This is a genomic window from Collinsella sp. TF11-5AC (assembly GCF_003436775.1).
In the GTDB taxonomy this organism is placed as follows: Bacteria; Actinomycetota; Coriobacteriia; order Coriobacteriales; family Coriobacteriaceae; genus Collinsella.
In genome coordinates this window covers 25,826-45,201 of record NZ_QSQO01000009.1, presented here as the reverse complement: position 1 = coordinate 45,201, position 19,376 = coordinate 25,826, and the positions used below count along the sequence as shown (strand labels likewise).

The following is a 19,376-nucleotide window of genomic DNA, read 5'->3' as shown; positions in this document are numbered from 1 at the left end:
CGCCCCATGCATTCAAACAACCCGATGATACCGTTCACGCCAGACGATTTACGCCTCAACGCGACGATACGTCACGAACTCATAATCGACACCCTCGTCTCCCTCGCCCGAGGCAATCGTGGCAACACCGTCACGCCGCGCAATCTCCCACGCGGGATCGGCATCCAAATCGGGAAAGTACGTATCCACGTCATGCACGCAATGGTTATGCGTAACCTCGGCCTCCACGCAATACGGCAAAAACTGTCGATATACCTCGCCGCCGCCGATTACCCAGGCAACGGGTTCATCGGCAACCGCGGCAAGCGCTTCGTCGATACTATGCACCACGTCGACGCCCTCGGGAGCAAAGTCCTCATCGCGCGTGAGCACGATATTGCGGCGGTTCTTGAGCGGTCGTGCGCCGGGAAAACTCAGCAGGGTCTTGCGCCCCATAATAACCGGGCAACCTTTGGTGCACGCCACAAAATGACGCATGTCGGCACGGTTGGACACCACCATGTCGCCCTCGCACCCAATACCCCAGTCATCGCACACGGCGACAATGGCAGAAAGCTTACACGTCATGCGCGTCACCTACACCGCAATGGGGATGTTCTTGACCTGCGGGCCGTGCTCATAGCCCTCGACAATCAGGTCGTCGGTCGTAAACGCATAGAAGTCATGCACATCGGGGTTAAGCGTTACCTTAGGCGCGGCAAACTGCGGACGCTCGATAAGCTCGCGGACGATATCGACATGACGGTCGTAAATGTGGGCATCGGCAATCACATGCAGCAACTCGCCGGGAATCATATCGACCGACTGCGCGACCATCATCAGCAAAATGGCGTACTGGCACACATTCCAGTTGTTCGCAGCCAAAATGTCCTGGCTGCGCTGGTTGAGAATCATGTTGAGCGTCGGTTTATCATCCTGCGGGCGCTGCGTCACGTTATACGTCACGCTGTAGGCGCACGGATACAGGTGCATCTCGGACAGGTCGCTAAACACGTAGGTATTCGTCATAATGCGGCGGCTGTACGGCGTGTTCTTGAGGTCGTACAGCACACGGTCCATCTGATCGAAGTCACCCTCGGCATAATGGCTCTTCTGCCCAATCTGATACCCGTAGGCCTTGCCGATGGAGCCGGTCTCGTCGGCCCACTCATCCCAAATATGGCTGTTGAGGTCATGCACGTTATTGGACTTCTTTTGATAGATCCATAGGATCTCATCCATGGCAGATTTGAGGGCCGTACGACGCAGGGTAAGCGCCGGAAACTCCTCACGCAGGTCGTAGCGTGCCGTGACGCCAAAGTTTTTAATGGTATAGGCAGGGGTGCCGTCCTCCCACACCGGGCGGACCTTTTGGCCCTCGGTGGTGGTGCCATGGTCCAGAATATCGCGGCACATGGCTACAAACTGTTGATCAGCCTTGCTCATTGACCCTCCTGTCAGTCGCCTATAAGCGAGATTCATTGTAGCCCAGGCGCAAGCGGCCCCACAGCCCTAACATAAGCCCTCATTTTCTGACATATGCCAGAAATTCCTTGCGTAAATCCGCACGGTCGTTATTCTATTGTTGACATATGTCAGATATGGAGAGTGTATGGCAGGAAGACGTGAAAAATTGCGCCGCGTCGGGATCATCCCCGAATATCGCGGTTTTACCCCCGATGGCCTTGCCAGCGGAGAGGCCATCGACATGACGGTCGACGAACTCGAGGTCCTGCGGCTATGCGACCTGGAAGGCCTCAATCAGGAGGCCGTCGCAAAGCACATGGGCATCGCGCGCGCCACGGTGGCGGCAATTTGCAGCCGAGCGCATCGCAAGGTGGCAAATGCGCTGGTCAATGGTCGGGCGCTCATCATCGAGGGCGGCAATATCGCGTACTCCCCCATCACCACAACGACGGCCGTATGGCCAGCAAAGGAGATCGGCACCATGAGAGTGGCAACCACGTATGACAACGGCAACATCTTTATGCACTTTGGCCGCAGCGAGCAGTTCAAGATCTACGACATTCAGGACGGCAAGGTGCTCAGCGAGCAGGTCGTGGGCACCGGCGGCACCGGCCACGGTGCCCTTGCGGGCCTGCTCGCCAACGGCGGCGTGGACACGCTCATCTGCGGCGGCATCGGCGGTGGCGCTATCAACGCGCTTGCCCAAGCCGGCATCACGGTATACGCGGGTGCCCAAGGCAGCTGCGACGCTTGCGTCGAGGCCCTTATCGCCGGCACGCTCGCACAGAACGGCGAGGCCACGTGCGGCTGCCACGGCCACGACCACGAGCACACTCACGAGCATGGCGATTCCTGCGGCTGCCACGGCCATCACGAGCACGAGGGCCACGAGGGCTGCGGCTGCCACTAACGGCACGGCACCGCGAGCTCGGGGCGCGACGCCAAACGCAACCCAACAAACAAAGCCAACAGCAAAGGCCACCCGGTAGCTTCCGAGCGGCCTTTGCCATATCAAGCTGGAATTACAGCTCTATTTCTTATTGCGCATCTGCGCTTCCATCTGGCGCAGCAGCTCCATATCGGACTTGGGACCGCCCATTCCCAAGCCGCCCATGCCGCCCAGACCCATAGCATCCAGGCCGGGGATATTGGGCATGCGCATCTTCTTGCCCTTCTTACCCTTTTTGCCCTTTTTGCCGCCGGCCTGTGCCTGATTGGCCATCGTGCGCATGCGGCCCATCATCTTATTCATCTCGCCCCACTGCTTCATAAGGCCGTTGACCTCGGTGGGGGTTACGCCGGCTCCCTTGGCAATGCGGGCGCGGCGCTGGCCGTTGATGATGGAGGGGCGCAGGCGTTCCTCCTTGGTCATCGACATAATGATGGCCTCGTTCTTGTCGAAGATGCCCTCGTCCAGGTTGCCGCCCATCTGGTTGAGCGCGCGCTGGCCACCGGGGAGCATGCCGAGAATGCCCTTCATGCCGCCCATCTTCTTAACGGCTTTCATCTGGTCGAGCATGTCGTTCATGGTAAAGCCCTCGCGCAGCATGCGCTCGGCGGCCTCGAGCTGCTCGGCATCGGCGGCCTCCTGGGCCTTCTCGATGATGCCGACGACGTCGCCCATGCCCAAGATTCGCTTGGCCATACGGTCGGGGTAGAACGGCTCCAGCGAATCGGGCTTCTCGCCCATGCTCACAAACTTGATGGGCTTGCCGGTCACCTGGCGCACCGAAAGTGCGCCACCGCCACGGGCATCGCCGTCGAGCTTGGAGATGATCACGCCGTCAAAGTCGGTGCGCTCGGCGAAGGTCGAGACGACGTTGACGATATCCTGGCCGGTCATGGCATCGACGACCATCAGCACCTGATCGGGCTTGACGGCCTTCTTGATGTCCACGGCTTCCTGCATCATCTGCTCGTCGATCTGCAAACGACCGGCGGTATCGACGATGACCACGTCACGCAGGTGGTCGACGGCCTCCTGAATAGCGCCCTTGGCGATGTCGACCGGGTGTGCACCGTCGCCACGGAAGACCGGCACGCCGATCTCTCCGCCAAGCGTGGCTAGCTGGTCGGCTGCGGCGGGACGGTAGACGTCGCACGCGGCGAGCAGCGGCGAGCGGCCCTGCTTCTTGAGCAGGTAGGCCAGCTTTACGGCCGCCGTGGTCTTACCGGAGCCCTGCAGGCCCACGAGCATGATGACGTTGGGGATACGGTTGCTAAAGACGAGCTTGCTCTCGGTGGAGCCGAGCATCTCAGTGAGCTCGTCGAGCACGATCTTGACGACGTTTTGCGCCGGCGACAGCGACTCCATGACCTCTGCGGTCATGCAGCGCTCCTTGGTCTTGGCGACGAACTCCTTGACAACCTTAAAGTTGACGTCGGCTTCGAGCAGCGCCATGCGAATATCGCGCATGGCCGAGGTGATGTCGGCCTCGGTCAGCTTACCCTTGCCGCGCAGGCGGTCAAATGTGTCATTGAGGCGATCGCTCAGAGAATCAAACACTAGTCACTCCTTAATTGGACTCGCCCACCAGGGCGCGGCAGAAATCTTTGGCATTGAACTCCTGTAGGTCATCGACCTGCTCGCCCACGCCCACGCGCAGAATCGGGAGCTTGAGCTTCTCGGCCACGGCCATGGCGATGCCGCCCTTTGCCGTACCGTCGAGCTTCGTCATGATGATACCGTCCAGACCCAGCGCCTCGTTAAACTCGAGCGCCTGGTTCAGACCGTTCTGGCCGGTGGCGGCATCGATCACGAGCACGACCGAGACGGGCATGGGGCCGGCGGCCATATTGGCGGCGCGCTTACGCGTCACGTTAACCACCTTGGCAAGCTCGCGCATGAGCTCGGGGCTCGTGTGCAGGCGGCCGGCGGTGTCGATCAGCACCAGGTCGCTGCCGCGCTTATCGGCCTCATCGAGCACGTCGTAGCAAACACTTGCCGGGTCGGAGCCGCGATCGCGCTTGATGACGGGGACGCCGGCGCGCTGACCCCACACATCGAGCTGCTCGATGGCGGCGGCGCGGAAGGTATCGGCAGAACCGATCACGACATTCTTGCCGCGGGCGGCCATGGCGCTCGCGATCTTGCCGACCGTCGTGGTCTTGCCGGCGCCGTTAATGCCTACAAACAGCACGCAGCTCGGCGTGTCGGAGAACGGATCGCGCTCGGCGGGCACAAAATGCTGCTCGAGCTGCTCAGCCAGGGCGCGACGGAGCTGCGGGGCGGTCTTGAGGTTCTTCTTGGCGGCCGTCTCGCGCAGATCATCGGAGACCTGAATGGCGACCTCGGCGCCCATGTCACCCATAACGAGGGTATCCTCAAGGTCCTCCCAAAAGTCCTCGTCGACCTCGCCGCCAAAGTAGAAGACCTCGTTGAGGGCCTCGCGGCTGCGCTCAAGTCCGCGCGAGAGAGCGTCAAAGAATCCCATTATGCATTCACGACCTTTCCGGTTTCGCGATCGAGTTTTTGCGAGACGACGCGGCTGACGCCGTCGGCTTGCATCGAGACGCCATAGAGAACGTCAGCGTCCTCCATAGTACGGCGCTGATGCGAAATGACCAAGAGCTGCGTATCGGAACGCAACACGTCGAGCGCGCCGATGAGCTTGGACAGGTTGGCGTCGTCAAGTGCCGCCTCGACCTCGTCCAGCACATAGAACGGCACCGTGCGCGTGCGGTACACGGCAAAGAGCAGGGCGAGTGCCGTCAGACTCTTCTCGCCGCCCGACATGAGCATCATCTTGGTGATGCGCTTGCCGCGCGGCTGCGCCACGACCTCGATACCCGTCTCGGCCGGATGCTCAGGATCGGTCATCTCCAGATGAGCCTGGCCACCCGGGAACAGCATAGCGAAGATCTCGCGGAAGTTCGCGTCGACCTTCTCAAACGTCACAAGGAACGCCTTGCGCATCTTGCGATCAATAGCCACCGTGATCTTGGTGAGCGCCTTACGCGCGCTCTCCAGATCGGCCAGCTGCTCCTCGATGTAATCGGCGCGGCGCTTGAGCTGCTCGTACTCCTCCATGGCAACTTGGTTCACGGGACCAAGGTTGTTGATCTGGCGCACAAGCTGGTTGAGCTCGCGCTCGGCGGCATCGCGGTCCGTGGGCGCGGGAAGCATGAGCGCTTCCTCGAGTACCGTGTTGCCATCGGCGGTAATGGCCTTAATGGCGGCCTCTACCTGCACCTCGAGCTTGCCACGCGCGACCTTAAACTCGTTTTGCGTGGCGGTGGCGGTATCGACCTTCTCCTTAGCGCGGGCAACCTCTGCCTTGGCATCCTCGATGGTCTTCTTGAGCGAAGCGGAGTCCGCCTCCTCCAGAGAGGCCTGGTCACGCAGACGCGCTGCCCAATCCGACGCGCGCTCCAGCAGGGCCGAATAGCGCTCGTGCATGGGATCGACGCGCAGGCGCAGCAGCTCGAGTGAGCGCGAGGCCTGGCGTGTTCCGCGGATACGGCGGTCGATGCCCTCCAGGCGATGCTCCAGATCGGGCACGCGGCCCTTCAGAGAACGAAGGCGCTCGCTCGTCTGGGCCAGGCGGACCTTGGCATCGGCGAGCTTGCCGGCGGCCTCGGAATCGTCACGGCGAACGCGGTCGAGTTCGTCGTTGGCTTCGGCAATCTGAAGGCCAAGATCGCTTGCCTGCGCTCGGGCCTCGTCACGCGAGCGGGTGAGCTCGTCCACGCGCGGGCGCGCAGCGCGAACGGCCTCGGCGGCCTGCTCGCGGCGCTTGGAGATGCGCACGCGCTCGACCTCGGCGTTGTTGGCGCTTTGCTCCAGGCGGCCAATCTCGGAGAGCAGCGAGCGGCGCTCGCCCTCAAGACGGGCGATCTCGCCGGCGGCATCGCCCTCAGCGGCACGCGCCTCTTCGACGGCCGCATTGGCCTCGACGACCTGATCCGACACATGCTCAAACACAGCAGCCAGATCGGGCTCCAGGCCCTCCAGCTCGCGAATGCGACGCTTGCGCTCCAAGGCACCCGACGCCTCGCCGGCGTCGAGGCCCACACGCACCAGGCCGCCGCAGGCGACGCGGGCGCCATCGGGGGTCACGTAAGTCACGCCGTCAACGACAGGCGCGGCCAGCGCAGCCGCCAAGTCGTCGACAACGTAATAGCCGCCGAGCAGCGCCTCGACAACCGGGCCATAGCCGGCGCGTACGGACAGGCGATCGACCAGGCGGGAACCGGCAGCGCCCTTAGCGGCAGCAGAGGCGCTCGCACCGCGCGCCACCAGCAGCGCCTCGCCCGAGGCCTTCTTCTGGTCCAGAGCGGCACGACCGGCACGCTCAAGCGCGGACGTATCGTCGAACAGCAGCGCATCGATATCGCCGGCAAGCAGCTGCTCCACCAGGCCCTCGAGCTCACGAGGGGCCTCGAGCACGTCGCCCAGACGACCCGAGACATCATCGCCAAGCGCACCCATCAGACGGCTCACGAGCGGCGAGCTGTCGGCCATGCGGGCATCGAGTTTCTTTTGGCTAGCAAGCTCCGAGCGCACCTCGGACAGTTTGTTGCGCGCCTCGCTCTCGCGGGCACGCAAGTCCTTAAGGGCTGCACGGGCGACCTCGGTAGCCTCGCGCGCATCAATCTGGGCTTGACGGGCCTGATCGAGTGCACCCTCAAGCTCCTCGGCGCGGTAGCGACGGCTCTCGAGTGAGGCCGTGACTTCCTCGAGCTGGTCATCGATCTGCTCCAGGCGCGAGGCATACATGTTGTCCTCGACCTCGGCGTTGCTCAGCGAGTCCTTCACCTTGGCGAGTTCGAGCGCCGCGTTATCGGCCACACGCTGCACATCGCGTTGCTCATGCGTAAGCTGCGAAATCTGATTGTCGAGCGTCACGCGCCGCTCGTGGAGCTCGGCGGCGGCAGGTCCGGCGGCGTCAACGTCCTCCTGGGCCTGCATGTGCGCGCCGGTCACTTCCTCAAGCTGCGCACGCGCGTCCTCGAGCTCCTCTACCACGCGACGACGCTGATGCTCGGAGCTCGAGATCTGGCCGCGCATGTCGGACAGGCGCGACACCATGTTGTGGCCCTTTTCCTCGAGCAGGCGCATATCGGAGTTAATGCGGCCGACCACGTCTTGCATATGGCGGCGCTGCTCGCCCAGATCGCCCACAAACAGGCCCTTTTCCTCGAGCATGACCTGGAGCTTCTCGAGCTCGCGTTCCTTTTCGCCCAAGCGGTACTGCGCAAGCTCCAGCTCGGCGGCACCTTCCTTGGAGCGGCTCTCCAAGTCGTTCCACTGCGACTGCAGCGAACGCAGCTCGTCGACGGCTAGCATCTGCGTAAGCTCGTTCGCGCGCGAGGACAGCTCTTTGTACTTGCGCGCACGATCGACCTGACGCTCCAGAGGTCGCAGCTGACGGGCGATTTCCTTATTGATGTCGCGGGCACGCGTCAGGTGCTCGTCCATCGACTTAATCTTTTTGAGCGCACGCTCCTTGCGGCGTTTGTGCTTGGAAATGCCGGCGGCCTCCTCGATGAGGGCGCGGCGCTCCTCGGGGCGGCTCTGCAAAATGGCGTCGAGCTTGCCCTGGCTGATGATGGAATGCGTATCCTTGCCCAAGCCCGAATCGTGCAGGATGTCCTGAATGTCCATCAGGCGGCACGGACTCGAGTTGATGAGGTACTCGCTTTCGCCCGAGCGATACATACGACGGGTGATGGCGACCTCGTCAAAGTCGACGGGCAGCATATGGTCCGAGTTATCGAGCACCAGCGTGACCTCGGCGACACCCACCGGCTTGCGCGCTGACGAGCCCGAGAAGATGACATCCTCCATGGCCTGGCCGCGCAGCTGCTTGGCGCTCTGCTCGCCCAGGACCCACAGAATCGAGTCAGAGATGTTCGATTTTCCCGAGCCGTTGGGACCGACGATGACGGTCAGGCCCGGCTCAAACGTCATATGGGCGCGGTCGGCAAACGACTTGAACCCTTTGAGCGTGAGGGACTTGAGATACACGGTTCCTCGCTTAAACAGGCTTCTTGTTGAGAATCACGCCGTTGGTGGTGTAGCCCATGCGGTCAAGTGCCTCGAGTGCAGCGGCTCCCTCGGCTTCCTTCTTTGAGGAGCCGGAGCCGCGACCCTGGCGAATACCATCGATCAACACCACGGCGGTAAAGGTGGGCGCATGCGCAGGGCCCTCGGAGCCGACCAGCTTGTACGCGGGAGGCTCGTGGCCGTCGGCCTGCACGCACTCCTGCAAATACGACTTGGGGTTCGCAGGGTGCTCGGCACGCTCGGATGCCAAATGTGGCTTAAGCGTACGGTGGATAAACTCCGCTGCGGCATCCCAGCCGGCGTCCAGGTACAGCGCGCCCACGAGCGACTCGTAGACGTTCTCGAGCGCCGAATGCAGGCCGCGCGCACCGGTACCGGTCTCGGAGGCACCAAAGATGATGATGTCGTCGATGCCCAACTCGTGAGAAACCTCGGACAGCGTGGCGCCCGAGACAAGCGACACCTTCAGGCGCGTGAGCTTGCCCTCGTCAAACTCCGGATAGGACTCAAAGAGCGAACGGGCGACGACGGCGCCCAAAATGGAATCACCCAAGAACTCAAGGCGCTCATAGCTGGCAGAAACCGGCTGGCCCTCGACTGCCGAGGGATGCGTAAGCGCCGCGCGCAGCAGCACCTTATTATTGAACTCGTGGCCCAGGATTTCCTGGGCACGCGTAAGTCGTTCAGACAAAGCCAAGACCTAGGCCTCCCTGGCGTGTTCGATCGCGTCGACGGCGTCGGCGACAGAGTTGAGCGAGAGCAGAGTCTCGTCATCGATCTCGAGGTTGAACTCGTCCTCGATAGCCGTAACCAGCTGCAGGCGCTCGAGCGAGTTGGCATCGAGGTCGTCAAAGGTGGTCTCATCGCTAATTTCGGCAACATCGACGCCCAGAACGTCAGCAGCGACCTCGGCGATCTTGTCGAAGATTTCGGAGCGGTCCATAGCGCTTCCTCTCATAGTGCATGAATACCAAAAGATTGGCACCGCGCAGACGGCACCAAAACACGGTTTTGATTCTACCCCACGACGTGCGCCGCGAGGCACATAACAACGCCCTAACTCGCTCTTATAAAACGATACCGTCCATAGAGTTGGCGACATTCTCGACCAGCCCCGCGCGCACGGCTTCGGCCGCCGCGAGCGTACCGTTTTTAACAGCCTCGACCGAGGTGGCACCGTGACCGATCAGGACTACGCCACGCAGGCCCAAAAGAATCGCGCCGCCCTTGGCATCACCAGAGAGCTTGGTCTTAATCTCGCGCATCTGCTTTTTGATGAGCAGCGCGGCGATCTTGGTGCCGAGCGAGGCCATAAAGGCACCCTTGAGTTCCTGAAGCAAAAACTTGGCAGCGCCCTCGGTGGCCTTGAGCGCAATATTGCCCGACATGCCGTCGGCAACAACGACATCGAAATTGCCCGAGGTGAGGTCGGTGCCTTCGCAGTTGCCCACAAAGCCCGGAACTGCGGCCTTCATAGCAGGGAAGCAGGCCTTGGTAAAGTTAGAACCCTTCTCGTCCTCGGTGCCGTTACCAAGCAGGCCCACGCGAGGATGTTCGATGCCCAGGACGACGCGGGCATAGGCGCTACCCATCTGGGCAAAACGCACCATGTCATCGACCTCGACATCGGGGTTGGCGCCCATATCGCACAGCACCGTCAGACCGCCGGCGCGATTGGGCAACGCATTGGTCAGACAGGGGCGCACCGGCTGCTTCTTGCCTTCGGCCTGATACCTAAACGGCGTCACGTATGCGGTAGCAGCGGCGGTCATGGCGCCGGTGGAGCCGGCGGAGAAGAACGCGTCCGCGTTGCCCTTTTTGATGGCGCGACAGGCAAGCACGATCGAGGACTTGCGCTTGGTCATCACGGAGCGAATAGGATCGTCATCCATGGCGATGACGTCAGGGGCTTCCAGAGCCTCCACACGTGCATGGGCCGCGGCAAAGGGATTGACGATTTCGGCGGGGCCAACTGCCAAGACCTCGATATCGGGATCGGCGGCAAGTGCGGCCTCGATACCATCGAGAACAACCTGAGGCTTCTCGTCTCCGCCCACAACGTCTACACAAACGCGAACGTTACTCATATACATGCTCCTTATACAAAAATGGCCGACTCCTTGAGCCGGCCATTGTGGTTCCATTTGGAACGGCATCGCATCCAGAGTATACCGTTACTCGGTAACGATAACCTCGCGGTCCTTGTAGAAACCGCAGCTGGGGCACACGTGGTGCGGGAGCTTGACAGCGCCGCAACGGGGGCACGTGGACTGAGCCGCAGCCGAGATCTTCATGTTGGCGGAACGGCGGGTGTGAGTGCGGATACGACCCTGCTTTTGTTTAGGTACGGGCATAGTGACCTTCCTTATGAACTATCCAGTGTGGCGATTACGCGCAAGTAGCGATACTACCACAGTTTTACTCGTCAAGCTTGAGATTCTTCAATGCTGCAAATGGATTTTCCGTGGCAGCGGCCCATTCGGCCTCTGCTTGAGCGGCGCAATCGCATTGCTCGACGTTGAGATTGATGCCGCAGGTGGGGCATAGGCCGCGACAATCGGGCTTGCACAGGACAACGAACGGCGTGTCCATGACAACCGCGTCGTTGATGGGCTCACCCAGATCGACGATGCGATCCTCGCCCAGTAACTCGTAGCCGTCTTCGTAGGCCTCGGGATCCTCGGGCTCGTTAAAGAGATAGAATTCCTCGATCTCACCGGCGATATCAAACGAAGCGGGCTCCAGGCAACGGTCGCACTCACCGGTTGCATGCGCGCGGACCATGCCCGTAAGCAGAACACCGGTGCCGGCATTGGTAAAGACCACATCGTAATCAATGCCGTTCTGCAGCTGGTACTCCTTCTCGCCCACCGTATAGGTGGCAACATCGACCTTACCGGTCAGCGGATACGAATCTCCAGGAAACTCGAGCTGCTCGGAAAGATCGACGGTAACGCTCGGGAACTCAGCCATTACCACTGACCATTCTGTTGGGCGGCACCCTCGTTGAGCTGCTGACGGCAACGGGTAACGGTGCCGGTCAGGCTCTTGAGGTTCTCCTCCAGGTGCGTAAAGACCTGCTCTGCATAGTCCTCGGCAGCATAACGCGTCTCGCGCTCGTACTGCTGGGCACGATCGCGGATGTCGTCGGCCTGCTGCTGCGCAAGGCGGACGATCTCCTGCTCACCGGCAATGGTGAGGGCCTGCTGCTGAGCGTCGGCGATGATGGAATCGGCCTGGGCGGCGGCGGAAGCCATAAGCTCCTCGCGCTCCTTAAGGATACGGCGGGACTTCTGCCACTCCTCGGGATAGCTCATGCGGATCTCGTCGAGGATGTTGAAGAACACGTCGGCGTCGATGACCTTGAACTGAGCGTTCTTGCCGAAAGGCGGCTTGGCTTCCTCGATCAGCCCTTCGAGCTCATCGACCAAGCTGACGATCCTATCGCCAGGAAAATTCTCGCCCGGCATCCGGTCTCCTTTCATAGGTAACATATCATCGTGCTAGTTTACCACATGCCACCAGGCAATAAGAAACGTCACGAAAAGCGATGTTTGAGCGCTTTGACCACATTGGGCGGAACAAAATTGGAAACGTCGCTACCGAGCGAAGCAATCTGGCGCACCACCGAACTCGAGATGTAGCCGTACTGCGGAGCACTCATGACAAAGATGGACTCCAGCTCGTTATCCAAGCGATAGTTGAGGTCGGCCTGCTGCAGCTCATACTCAAAGTCGGTCATGGCGCGCAGGCCCTTGACCACGGCCCCCGCCCCCTGCTCACGAGCGAAGTCGACCAAGAGGCCGGTAAAGGGCAGGACCTCGACGCCGTCGATATCGCCGAGCGCCTCGCGGGCCAGCGCCACGCGCTCATCGAGCATAAACGTGGTGCCCACGCCGTTTTTGCCCTGCGACTCGGCAACAGCGACGATCACGCTGGGAAAGATGCGACGGGCGCGGCGGATCACATCGATATGGCCAAACGTGATGGGATCGAAGGTGCCCGGGACGATCACGCGGTTGATGGTGTCATTCATGAGCATCCTCCTGAAAAGTCGTGCCGTCGCTGCCATCGGCATCGGCGACGGTATCGTCATCCTCGCCCTCGCCGACCCAACGGAGCAGGTCGACCGAGGTGATGCCATAGCGTTTCTCACGCACGGTTACAAAGCCGGCAGGATGTGCGCCCACGTCGGCGGCAGCATGCTCAAACAGAGCATAGGCGCCCGGGGTGAGCAAACCCTGCTGGGCCAGGTTCTGCAGCAGCTCATCGACCGGCTCGGCACCAAAAGCATAGGGCGGGTCGAGCAAGACCAGATCAAAGGGGCCGCCCGGCACGCGGCCGCGCGAAGCGCTCGCAAGGACATCGCCCGTCACCACACGCCAACGCGCGCGATCGCGGCAGAGCGACTCGATATTCTTGGTAATGAGCCTCGCGGCATTGCGATCGATCTCGAACGTCGTGAGCGAACGGGCTCCCCGCGAGAGCATCTCAATGCCTAGGGCACCGGAGCCGCCAAAGGCATCCAGTACGCGGACCTCGTCCAAATCAAAGTCAAAGGCCGATAGGACCATGGATGCGCACGCTTCGCGCACGCGGTCGGTCGTCGGACGCGTAACATCGCGACCGCGCGGCTCTTCGATTTTGCGACCGCGCCATTCACCGCCGATGATTCTCATCCTCCGCTGACCTCCTTAAAAATGTGTCGATATCGCATGGCGACCGCATCGCGCAGGGGGCGCGTCGCCACGGAGTCAAGGGTGCAAGCATACCGCAAAAGCTCGACCGCGTCCAAATGGGCCCATTCGATAAGGTCCTCATCGGCGTCCAGGTCCACAAAGCGCAAGGTCACGCCGCCGTGCTGACGGTAACCCAGGATTTCGCCCTCGTGACGCAGACGCAGGTCCATCTGGGCAAGCGTAAAACCATCCGAAGTTTTTTCGAGCGATTGCAGGCGATCTTGTGCTGCCGACGCGCCGCCGTTGCCCTTGGAGTGCGTCATGACCAGGCACGTGCCCGACACACTGCCGCGGCCCACGCGACCGCGCAGCTGGTGCAGGGCAGCCAAACCAAAGCGCTCGCCGTTCTCGATGACCATGACGGTGGCGTTAGGCACGTCGACGCCCACCTCGACCACCGTAGTCGAGACGAGCACGTCAATCTCGCCACGCTTAAAGGCATCAACAACCTGGTCCTTCTCCCCCGCTGGCATACGACCGTGAAGGCGCTCGATGGCAAGGCCCGGCAACGCCAGACGCAGGCGATCGAGCTCGGTCGCCGTATCGTGCAGCGGCACGGGAACCGTCACGCGGCCCTCATCGTCGCGGGCAATACCGGGCACGTCTTCCAGCTCATCGGCCGAGTCACTCGGCTCCACGAGCGGGCAAATCACGTAGGCCTGCTGACCCTTTTCATGCGCCTCACGGATGGCGCCATAGGCCAGGTCGCGACTCGACTCGGTGAGGACGCGCGTCGTCACGCCGGCACCCGGAATTGGACGATGGCGGATGATGCTCGTATCCAGGTCGCCATAGACCGAGAGCGCCAACGTGCGCGGGATAGGCGTGGCCGTCATAACGAGCAGGTCCGCACCGGGGCCCTTCGCGCGTAGGGCGTTGCGTTGGCCGACGCCAAACCGGTGCTGCTCGTCGATGACGACAAGCGACAGATGCTTGAACGCAACGTTATCCGAAAGCACCGCATGGGTGCCAAAGAGCACGTCAAGCTCGCCCGATTCCAGCTGCGCATGGATGCGCTCGCGCTCTGCGGCCGGCGTGGCACCCGTCAGAAGTGCCCAGGACATGCCGGCCTGCGAGAGCAGAGGGCCGGTCTTATCGGCATATTGGCGCGCCAGCACGCCTGTGGGCGCCATAACGCAGGCCTGCGTACCGCCATCGGCAGCCACAGCCAGCGCGCAGGCGGCAACGGCGGTCTTACCGGTACCGACATCGCCCAGCAGCAGGCGGTTCATCACGCGCCCGCCATCGCACATATCGCGCAGGATATCCTGGAACGCGGCCTCCTGCTCGTCGCTCAGCGAAAACGGCAGGGCCTGCTTGAGCGCGACCAGGTGCTCGCCCGCGGTGTGGGCATAGGGCACCACATCGACCAGGCCGCCGTCGTTGCGCAGACGCAGCGCCAGCTGCAGGTAGAGACACTCCTCGTAGGCAAGACGCCGGCGTGCGATGTCGCGCTCAGCCATGCTCGAGGGAAAGTGGATCGATCGAAGCGCACGAGCATTGCTCATCAGGCGACGCTTAACGCGTAAGCGTGCCGGAATGGGATCAAAGGGATTGCCGACGACCTCGAGCGCGCCGCTTACGATGCGGCGCATCCACGCCTGGCTCACGCCATCACTGACGTAATGGACCGGCAGGATAGTGCCTGCGGCACGCCCTTCCTCGAGCTTTTCAAAGTGCGGCGAGGCCATCTGCTTAAAACCGTAGGCAAACTCAACCTTGCCCATCACGGCCAGGCGGTCGCCCTGCTTAAGCTGCTGGGCAATCCAGGGCTGGCGGAAAAAGGCGACCTGTAGCACGCCCGTCTCGTCAACGAGTGAGACCTCGGTCACCTGCATGCGCGGACGCGGCTGCTTTTGGACGATGCGGTCGACCGTGGCGATGATAGTGCACACGGTACCGATGGGCGCCATCTCGATGGACCACGAACGAGTAAAGTCGAGGTAACGATGAGGGATATGGAGAAGGAGGTCCCCCACCGTCCGAATTCCCAGACGGCGAAGGGCCTCCTCACGTTTACCTGAAACATATTTGAGTCGCGCGATATCTTCGTCGAGCGCATTGCTCTGGGCAAAGCGCTCCGAGACGCGCGGCACGGAGCACAGCTCGGACATGGGCAGAGCCTACTCGATCGAGAAGATCACGGGATAGAGCGGCTGCTCGCCACGATGGGCGTCGATCTCCAAATCGGGCTGAGCCTCCTCAATGGCGTCTACGATCTCCTGGAAGGCCTCATCGGACAGTTCCTCGCCGGCCAGAATCGTCAGCGCGTCGCCCTCCTCTTCCTCCTGCATACGGTTGATGCAATCGAGCGTGACCTGCTTCACGTCGGAGCCGACCACGTCGATGGAGCCGGCGATGATACCCATGACGTCACCGGAGTGAATCGGCGAGCCGTCGGAGGCGCTGGAATCGCGCACGGCACGGGTGACCTCGCCATCGCGAACCTCGCTGATGGCGTCGACCATAGCGGCGACGGCATCCTCGAGCTCGGAATCGGGCAGGACCGCGAACAGCGCGGAGAAGGCCTGCGGGACGGTCTTGGTTGGAACGACGGCTACCTTCTTGTCGGTGCAGGCTGAGGCAGCGGCCTCGGCAGCCATGCGGATGTTGCCGTTGTTGGGCAGGATGATGACCGAGGTCGCGTTGACCTGGTCAACGGCGCCCAGCAAGTCTGCAGTCGAGGGGTTCATGGTCTGACCACCCGACACGATCACGTCGACGCCGAGGGACTTGAGGATGTCTGCCTCGCCGGAACCGGCGGCAACGGCGACAAAGCCCAGCGCCTTGGCGGGCTCGGCGGCCTTTTCCTGGTCCTCGTGGATCTTGGCGGTACGGTCGTGGGCCTCCATCTCCATGTTGTGGATAAAGACCTCGTAAATCTGACCAAGCTGCAGCATATGCTCGAGCACCAGGTTGGGGGTGTTGGAGTGCACGTGAATCTTGTAATCGGGGTAAGCGCCCACGAGTAGCTCGCAGTCGCCCATGGAGCCCAGGAACTTAAGGCACTCGTCCTCGTCAAACGGGGCGTCTGCCTTAAACAGGAACTCATTGCAGTAACGGAACTCCGAGCCCTCCCAGTCGTCGTTGGCCTCGATCTCAACGCGGTCGAGGGCCGCGTCGCGGGCAGAGCCAGCGGAGTCAAACGTGGCGGAGAAATCCTCGACAACGGTGCTGCGACCAAGCGCGGCGGCAACAAAGTTCTCAAGGAAGATGGCAAATCCAAAGGCGCCGGAGTCGACCACGCCGTTCTCCTTCAGAACGGGCAGCAGGTCGGGCGTACGGGCGACGGACTGATAGGCCTCGACGACGATGGCGTCGAGCGCGTCCTCGGCCGAGAACTTCTTCTTCTCGCACTCGTCTGCCTTGGTCGAGACGTCGCGCAGCACCGTGAGGATCGTACCCTCGATGGGCTTACGCACTGCCTGGAAGGCAACCTTGACGGCTCGGCGGAACGCATAGGCGATGTTGGCGGAAGTGATGGGCTCATCGGCAGAGACAAGGCCCTCGGCCACACCACGCAGAATCTGCGAGGTGATGACGCCGGAGTTGCCACGGGCACCCATCAGGGAGCCATGGGTGATGGCACCGGCGATGGCCTCCATGTCGGCGTCGGCAGGAAGGGCGGAGAGCTCCTTGGTCACCGAGGCGAGCGTGAGCGACATGTTGGTGCCGGTATCGCCATCGGGTACGGGGAAGACGTTGAGCTTGTTGATCTCCTCGGCCTTGTCGGAAACGGCAGCCGCAGCGATCGGAAAACAGGTGCGAATGGTCTTTGCAATCATGGGTATTTGAATCTCCGTTTTCGGATGCTAGTTCAGACGGCTCTTGAGCGCGTCGATATGGATGCCGATCTTAAGGCTGGCGGGGTCGATCTGAGCGATCTCCTGCAGGGTGAAGGCAACGGAGCTCGAAAGATTGTGGCAGACGGACTTCATGTTGACGCCGTTCTCGAGCACGACGTGAAGATCGACCGTAAGGCCGTTCTCGTCGGCGGAGACAAGCACGCCCTTGCGGAGGCGCTGACCGGCAAGCAGGCGCACGCTCTCGGCGCCTTGGAGCTGCTCAGCCATACCGACGACGCCATAGCACGTCATCGCGGCATAACCGGCAATATCGGCAATAACGTCGTTCGAGACGCTCAGGCTGCCGTTAATGGTCTCAGACACAAGAATCTCCTTATCTGGTGCTCACGGCACCATGTCGTGGGAGCAATCATTGCAATATTCTACAACGACCGCGCCATGTTGAGGTGATGGGTCGCGGGATTACATCCTCGACACGAAATGTTGATATGGCAACGTTTGAGTCAAGTGGTCGCGGCATGAAAAAACCCGCCGCATAAGCGACGGGTTCTACAACCTGGCTCCCCGGGTAGGACTCGAACCTACAACAGCGCGGTTAACAGCCGCGTGCTCTACCATTGAGCTACCGAGGAATTAAAAAGCCCAGCGAAATGGACTGAGAAATTCTGGCTCCCCGGGTAGGACTCGAACCTACAACAGCGCGGTTAACAGCCGCGTGCTCTACCATTGAGCTACCGAGGAATAGGTGCGTGCTCTCAAGCAACGAAGTTTATTATACGGACGATTGGGCGAAGGGCAAGAACTTTTTTAAGAAATTTTCCGACCTAGTCATTGGGACGTTCTTAAACGACTAGTCATTCAAGAACGTCCCAATGACTACATGAAAGCGCCCCAAGCGGATGTGCTTGAGGGCGCTTCTTGCTTGACTAGCTTTCGATATAGTCTTTGAGCTTGCTGCTGCGACTCGGGTGGCGGAGCTTGGCCAAGGTCTTGGACTCGATCTGGCGGATACGCTCGCGCGTGACGCCAAACTCGCGGCCGACTTCCTCGAGCGTGCGGGGATGCCCGTCGACAAGGCCAAAGCGCAGCTCGATAACCTTGCGCTCACGATCGGCAAGCGAGTCGAGCACCTGAGTGAGCTGCTCCTGCAGCATGGAGAAGCTGGCGGCATCGGGCGGAACGATAGCCTGGGAGTCCTCGATAAAGTCGCCCAGCTGGGAATCCTCTTCCTCGCCGATGGGGGTCTCAAGCGACACGGGCTCCTGCGAGATCTTCTGGATCTCGCGGACGCGGTCGGCGCTCATGTCCATCTCGGCACCGATCTCCTCGGGGGTCGGGTCGCGACCCAGGTCCTGAAGGAGCTGGCGCTGCACGCGGACGAGCTTGTTGATAGTCTCGACCATATGCACGGGAATACGGATGGTACGGGCCTGGTCGGCGATAGCGCGCGTAATGGCCTGACGGATCCACCACGTGGCGTACGTGGAGAACTTGAAGCCCTTCTGGTAGTCGAACTTCTCGACGGCGCGAATCAGACCGAGGTTACCCTCCTGGATCAGGTCAAGGAACAGCATGCCGCGGCCGACATAACGCTTGGCGATGGAGACGACCAGACGCAGGTTTGCGCTGATGAGTGCCTGCTTAGCTTCGAGGCCGACGTTCTCAATGCGCGTAAGACGACGCATCTCGGCACGCGTGAGCTCGAGCTCACCGGCATCGGCGGCCTCGAGTTTCTCGGTGGCCTCAAGACCGGCCTCGATCTTCATGGCCAGATCGACCTCTTCGGAGGCGGTCAGCAGGTCGACCTTGCCGATCTCCTTGAGGTACATACGAACCGGATCGCCGGTCAGCATCACCGTGGAGGCATCGATGCCACGCACGCGGGAGCGTGAACGGGACGTGCGCACGGTGCGCTTCTTCTTGCTCTTGGAAGAACCCATCTCGGCATCGGCCTGACGGGCCATCTTGAGCTCGTGATCGTCGAGCGAGCCGGAATCGTGCTCGTCGTCGTCATCGAAATCGTCGGTATCGGTATCGTTATCGTCATCGTCGACGTCCATGGGGGCGTCGTCGTTACCGCTCGCGGAGATAATCTGGATGCCGCTGTTGCGCAGCGCGGAATACACCGCGGTGAGCTGCTCGTCAGAAACATCGATATCCTTCAGGGCGACCTGAATCTCGTCCTCGGTTACCGAAGTCCTGTTTGAGCCGTTGCCCATGAGCTTTGCAACGTAGGATTCCAGCCCAGTACCCGTGCTCTCAGTCTTTTTTGGCACAGATTCTCCCTTCATAGTCCACAGGACTCAATACTTTAGCACACACATAGACGTCTATACCCAAAAAGAGGACTGGATATAGGCGAGAATACGCTGGTTG

The 19,376-nt window shown here is 61.3% G+C and carries 18 protein-coding genes and 2 tRNA genes; 1 reads left to right on the top strand and 19 read right to left on the bottom strand.

The genetic code is table 11. From position 1 onward, the window contains the following. Positions 1-48 precede the first annotated feature (48 nt). Positions 49-567, bottom strand: a complete 519-nt coding sequence (locus DXD16_RS05655) for a dihydrofolate reductase (protein ID WP_117655407.1) — start codon at positions 565-567, stop codon at positions 49-51. Between the two features lie 9 nt (positions 568-576). After that, positions 577-1,425 carry a thymidylate synthase gene (gene thyA / locus DXD16_RS05650; RefSeq protein ID WP_089571709.1) on the bottom strand — a complete coding sequence of 283 codons (849 nt, stop codon included), beginning with the start codon at positions 1,423-1,425 and terminating at the stop codon, positions 577-579. A 166-nt stretch (positions 1,426-1,591) separates the two neighbouring features. Between thyA and DXD16_RS05645 the strand changes: the two genes are divergently transcribed. Beyond that, positions 1,592-2,356, top strand: coding sequence for a DUF134 domain-containing protein (locus tag DXD16_RS05645; RefSeq protein ID WP_117655406.1), 765 nt, complete (start codon positions 1,592-1,594; stop codon positions 2,354-2,356). A gap of 120 nt (positions 2,357-2,476) precedes the next feature. Here DXD16_RS05645 and ffh read toward each other — a convergent pair whose 3' ends face one another. The 17 genes from ffh to rpoD all read right to left on the bottom strand — a co-directional run bounded on the left by ffh (position 2,477) and on the right by rpoD (position 19,276). Next, positions 2,477-3,952: a signal recognition particle protein gene (gene ffh / locus DXD16_RS05640; RefSeq protein WP_117655405.1), complete on the bottom strand. Its 1,476-nt coding sequence runs from the start codon at positions 3,950-3,952 to the stop codon at positions 2,477-2,479. Positions 3,953-3,962: 10 nt separating this feature from the next. Beyond that, positions 3,963-4,880, bottom strand: a complete 918-nt coding sequence (gene ftsY / locus DXD16_RS05635; protein ID WP_089571706.1) for a signal recognition particle-docking protein FtsY — start codon at positions 4,878-4,880, stop codon at positions 3,963-3,965. Next, positions 4,880-8,416, bottom strand: coding sequence for a chromosome segregation protein SMC (smc, locus tag DXD16_RS05630; protein ID WP_117655404.1), 3,537 nt, complete (start codon positions 8,414-8,416; stop codon positions 4,880-4,882). Before smc ends, ftsY begins: the two co-directional genes overlap by 1 nt. A gap of 10 nt (positions 8,417-8,426) precedes the next feature. Next, positions 8,427-9,152, bottom strand: coding sequence for a ribonuclease III (rnc, locus tag DXD16_RS05625; protein WP_117655403.1), 726 nt, complete (start codon positions 9,150-9,152; stop codon positions 8,427-8,429). A gap of 3 nt (positions 9,153-9,155) precedes the next feature. Further along, on the bottom strand, positions 9,156-9,398 hold the full coding sequence (locus DXD16_RS05620; RefSeq protein WP_117635126.1) for an acyl carrier protein: 243 nt from the start codon (positions 9,396-9,398) through the stop codon (positions 9,156-9,158). 124 nt (positions 9,399-9,522) lie between these two features. Then, a complete protein-coding gene (gene plsX / locus DXD16_RS05615) occupies positions 9,523-10,542 on the bottom strand; it encodes a phosphate acyltransferase PlsX (protein WP_117655402.1) in 1,020 nt (339 codons plus the stop codon). Between the two features lie 87 nt (positions 10,543-10,629). After that, a complete protein-coding gene (gene rpmF, locus DXD16_RS05610; RefSeq protein WP_022094017.1) occupies positions 10,630-10,809 on the bottom strand; it encodes a 50S ribosomal protein L32 in 180 nt (59 codons plus the stop codon). Between the two features lie 64 nt (positions 10,810-10,873). Continuing rightward, positions 10,874-11,428: a DUF177 domain-containing protein gene (locus tag DXD16_RS05605; RefSeq protein ID WP_117637762.1), complete on the bottom strand. Its 555-nt coding sequence runs from the start codon at positions 11,426-11,428 to the stop codon at positions 10,874-10,876. Continuing rightward, positions 11,428-11,925, bottom strand: a complete 498-nt coding sequence (locus tag DXD16_RS05600; protein ID WP_040358176.1) for an ATPase — start codon at positions 11,923-11,925, stop codon at positions 11,428-11,430. The genes DXD16_RS05605 and DXD16_RS05600 overlap by 1 nt, the downstream gene beginning before the upstream one ends. A gap of 68 nt (positions 11,926-11,993) precedes the next feature. Continuing rightward, on the bottom strand, positions 11,994-12,491 hold the full coding sequence (coaD, locus tag DXD16_RS05595; RefSeq protein ID WP_117629285.1) for a pantetheine-phosphate adenylyltransferase: 498 nt from the start codon (positions 12,489-12,491) through the stop codon (positions 11,994-11,996). After that, the gene (rsmD, locus tag DXD16_RS05590; RefSeq protein ID WP_117646443.1) at positions 12,484-13,134 is read right to left on the bottom strand and encodes a 16S rRNA (guanine(966)-N(2))-methyltransferase RsmD; all 651 of its coding nucleotides are present in this window, start codon (positions 13,132-13,134) and stop codon (positions 12,484-12,486) included. Before rsmD ends, coaD begins: the two co-directional genes overlap by 8 nt. Beyond that, positions 13,131-15,308: an ATP-dependent DNA helicase RecG gene (locus tag DXD16_RS05585; RefSeq protein ID WP_117646442.1), complete on the bottom strand. Its 2,178-nt coding sequence runs from the start codon at positions 15,306-15,308 to the stop codon at positions 13,131-13,133. Before DXD16_RS05585 ends, rsmD begins: the two co-directional genes overlap by 4 nt. Before the next feature lie 9 nt (positions 15,309-15,317). Beyond that, positions 15,318-16,979: a DAK2 domain-containing protein gene (locus DXD16_RS05580; RefSeq protein WP_117655401.1), complete on the bottom strand. Its 1,662-nt coding sequence runs from the start codon at positions 16,977-16,979 to the stop codon at positions 15,318-15,320. A gap of 27 nt (positions 16,980-17,006) precedes the next feature. After that, positions 17,007-17,363, bottom strand: a complete 357-nt coding sequence (locus DXD16_RS05575; RefSeq protein ID WP_022093773.1) for an Asp23/Gls24 family envelope stress response protein — start codon at positions 17,361-17,363, stop codon at positions 17,007-17,009. A 194-nt stretch (positions 17,364-17,557) separates the two neighbouring features. Then, positions 17,558-17,632 (bottom strand) — tRNA-Asn (locus tag DXD16_RS05570). A gap of 34 nt (positions 17,633-17,666) precedes the next feature. Then, positions 17,667-17,741 (bottom strand) — tRNA-Asn (locus DXD16_RS05565). A gap of 185 nt (positions 17,742-17,926) precedes the next feature. Beyond that, positions 17,927-19,276: an RNA polymerase sigma factor RpoD gene (gene rpoD / locus DXD16_RS05560; RefSeq protein ID WP_055286388.1), complete on the bottom strand. Its 1,350-nt coding sequence runs from the start codon at positions 19,274-19,276 to the stop codon at positions 17,927-17,929. Between the last annotated feature and the right edge of the window lie 100 nt (positions 19,277-19,376).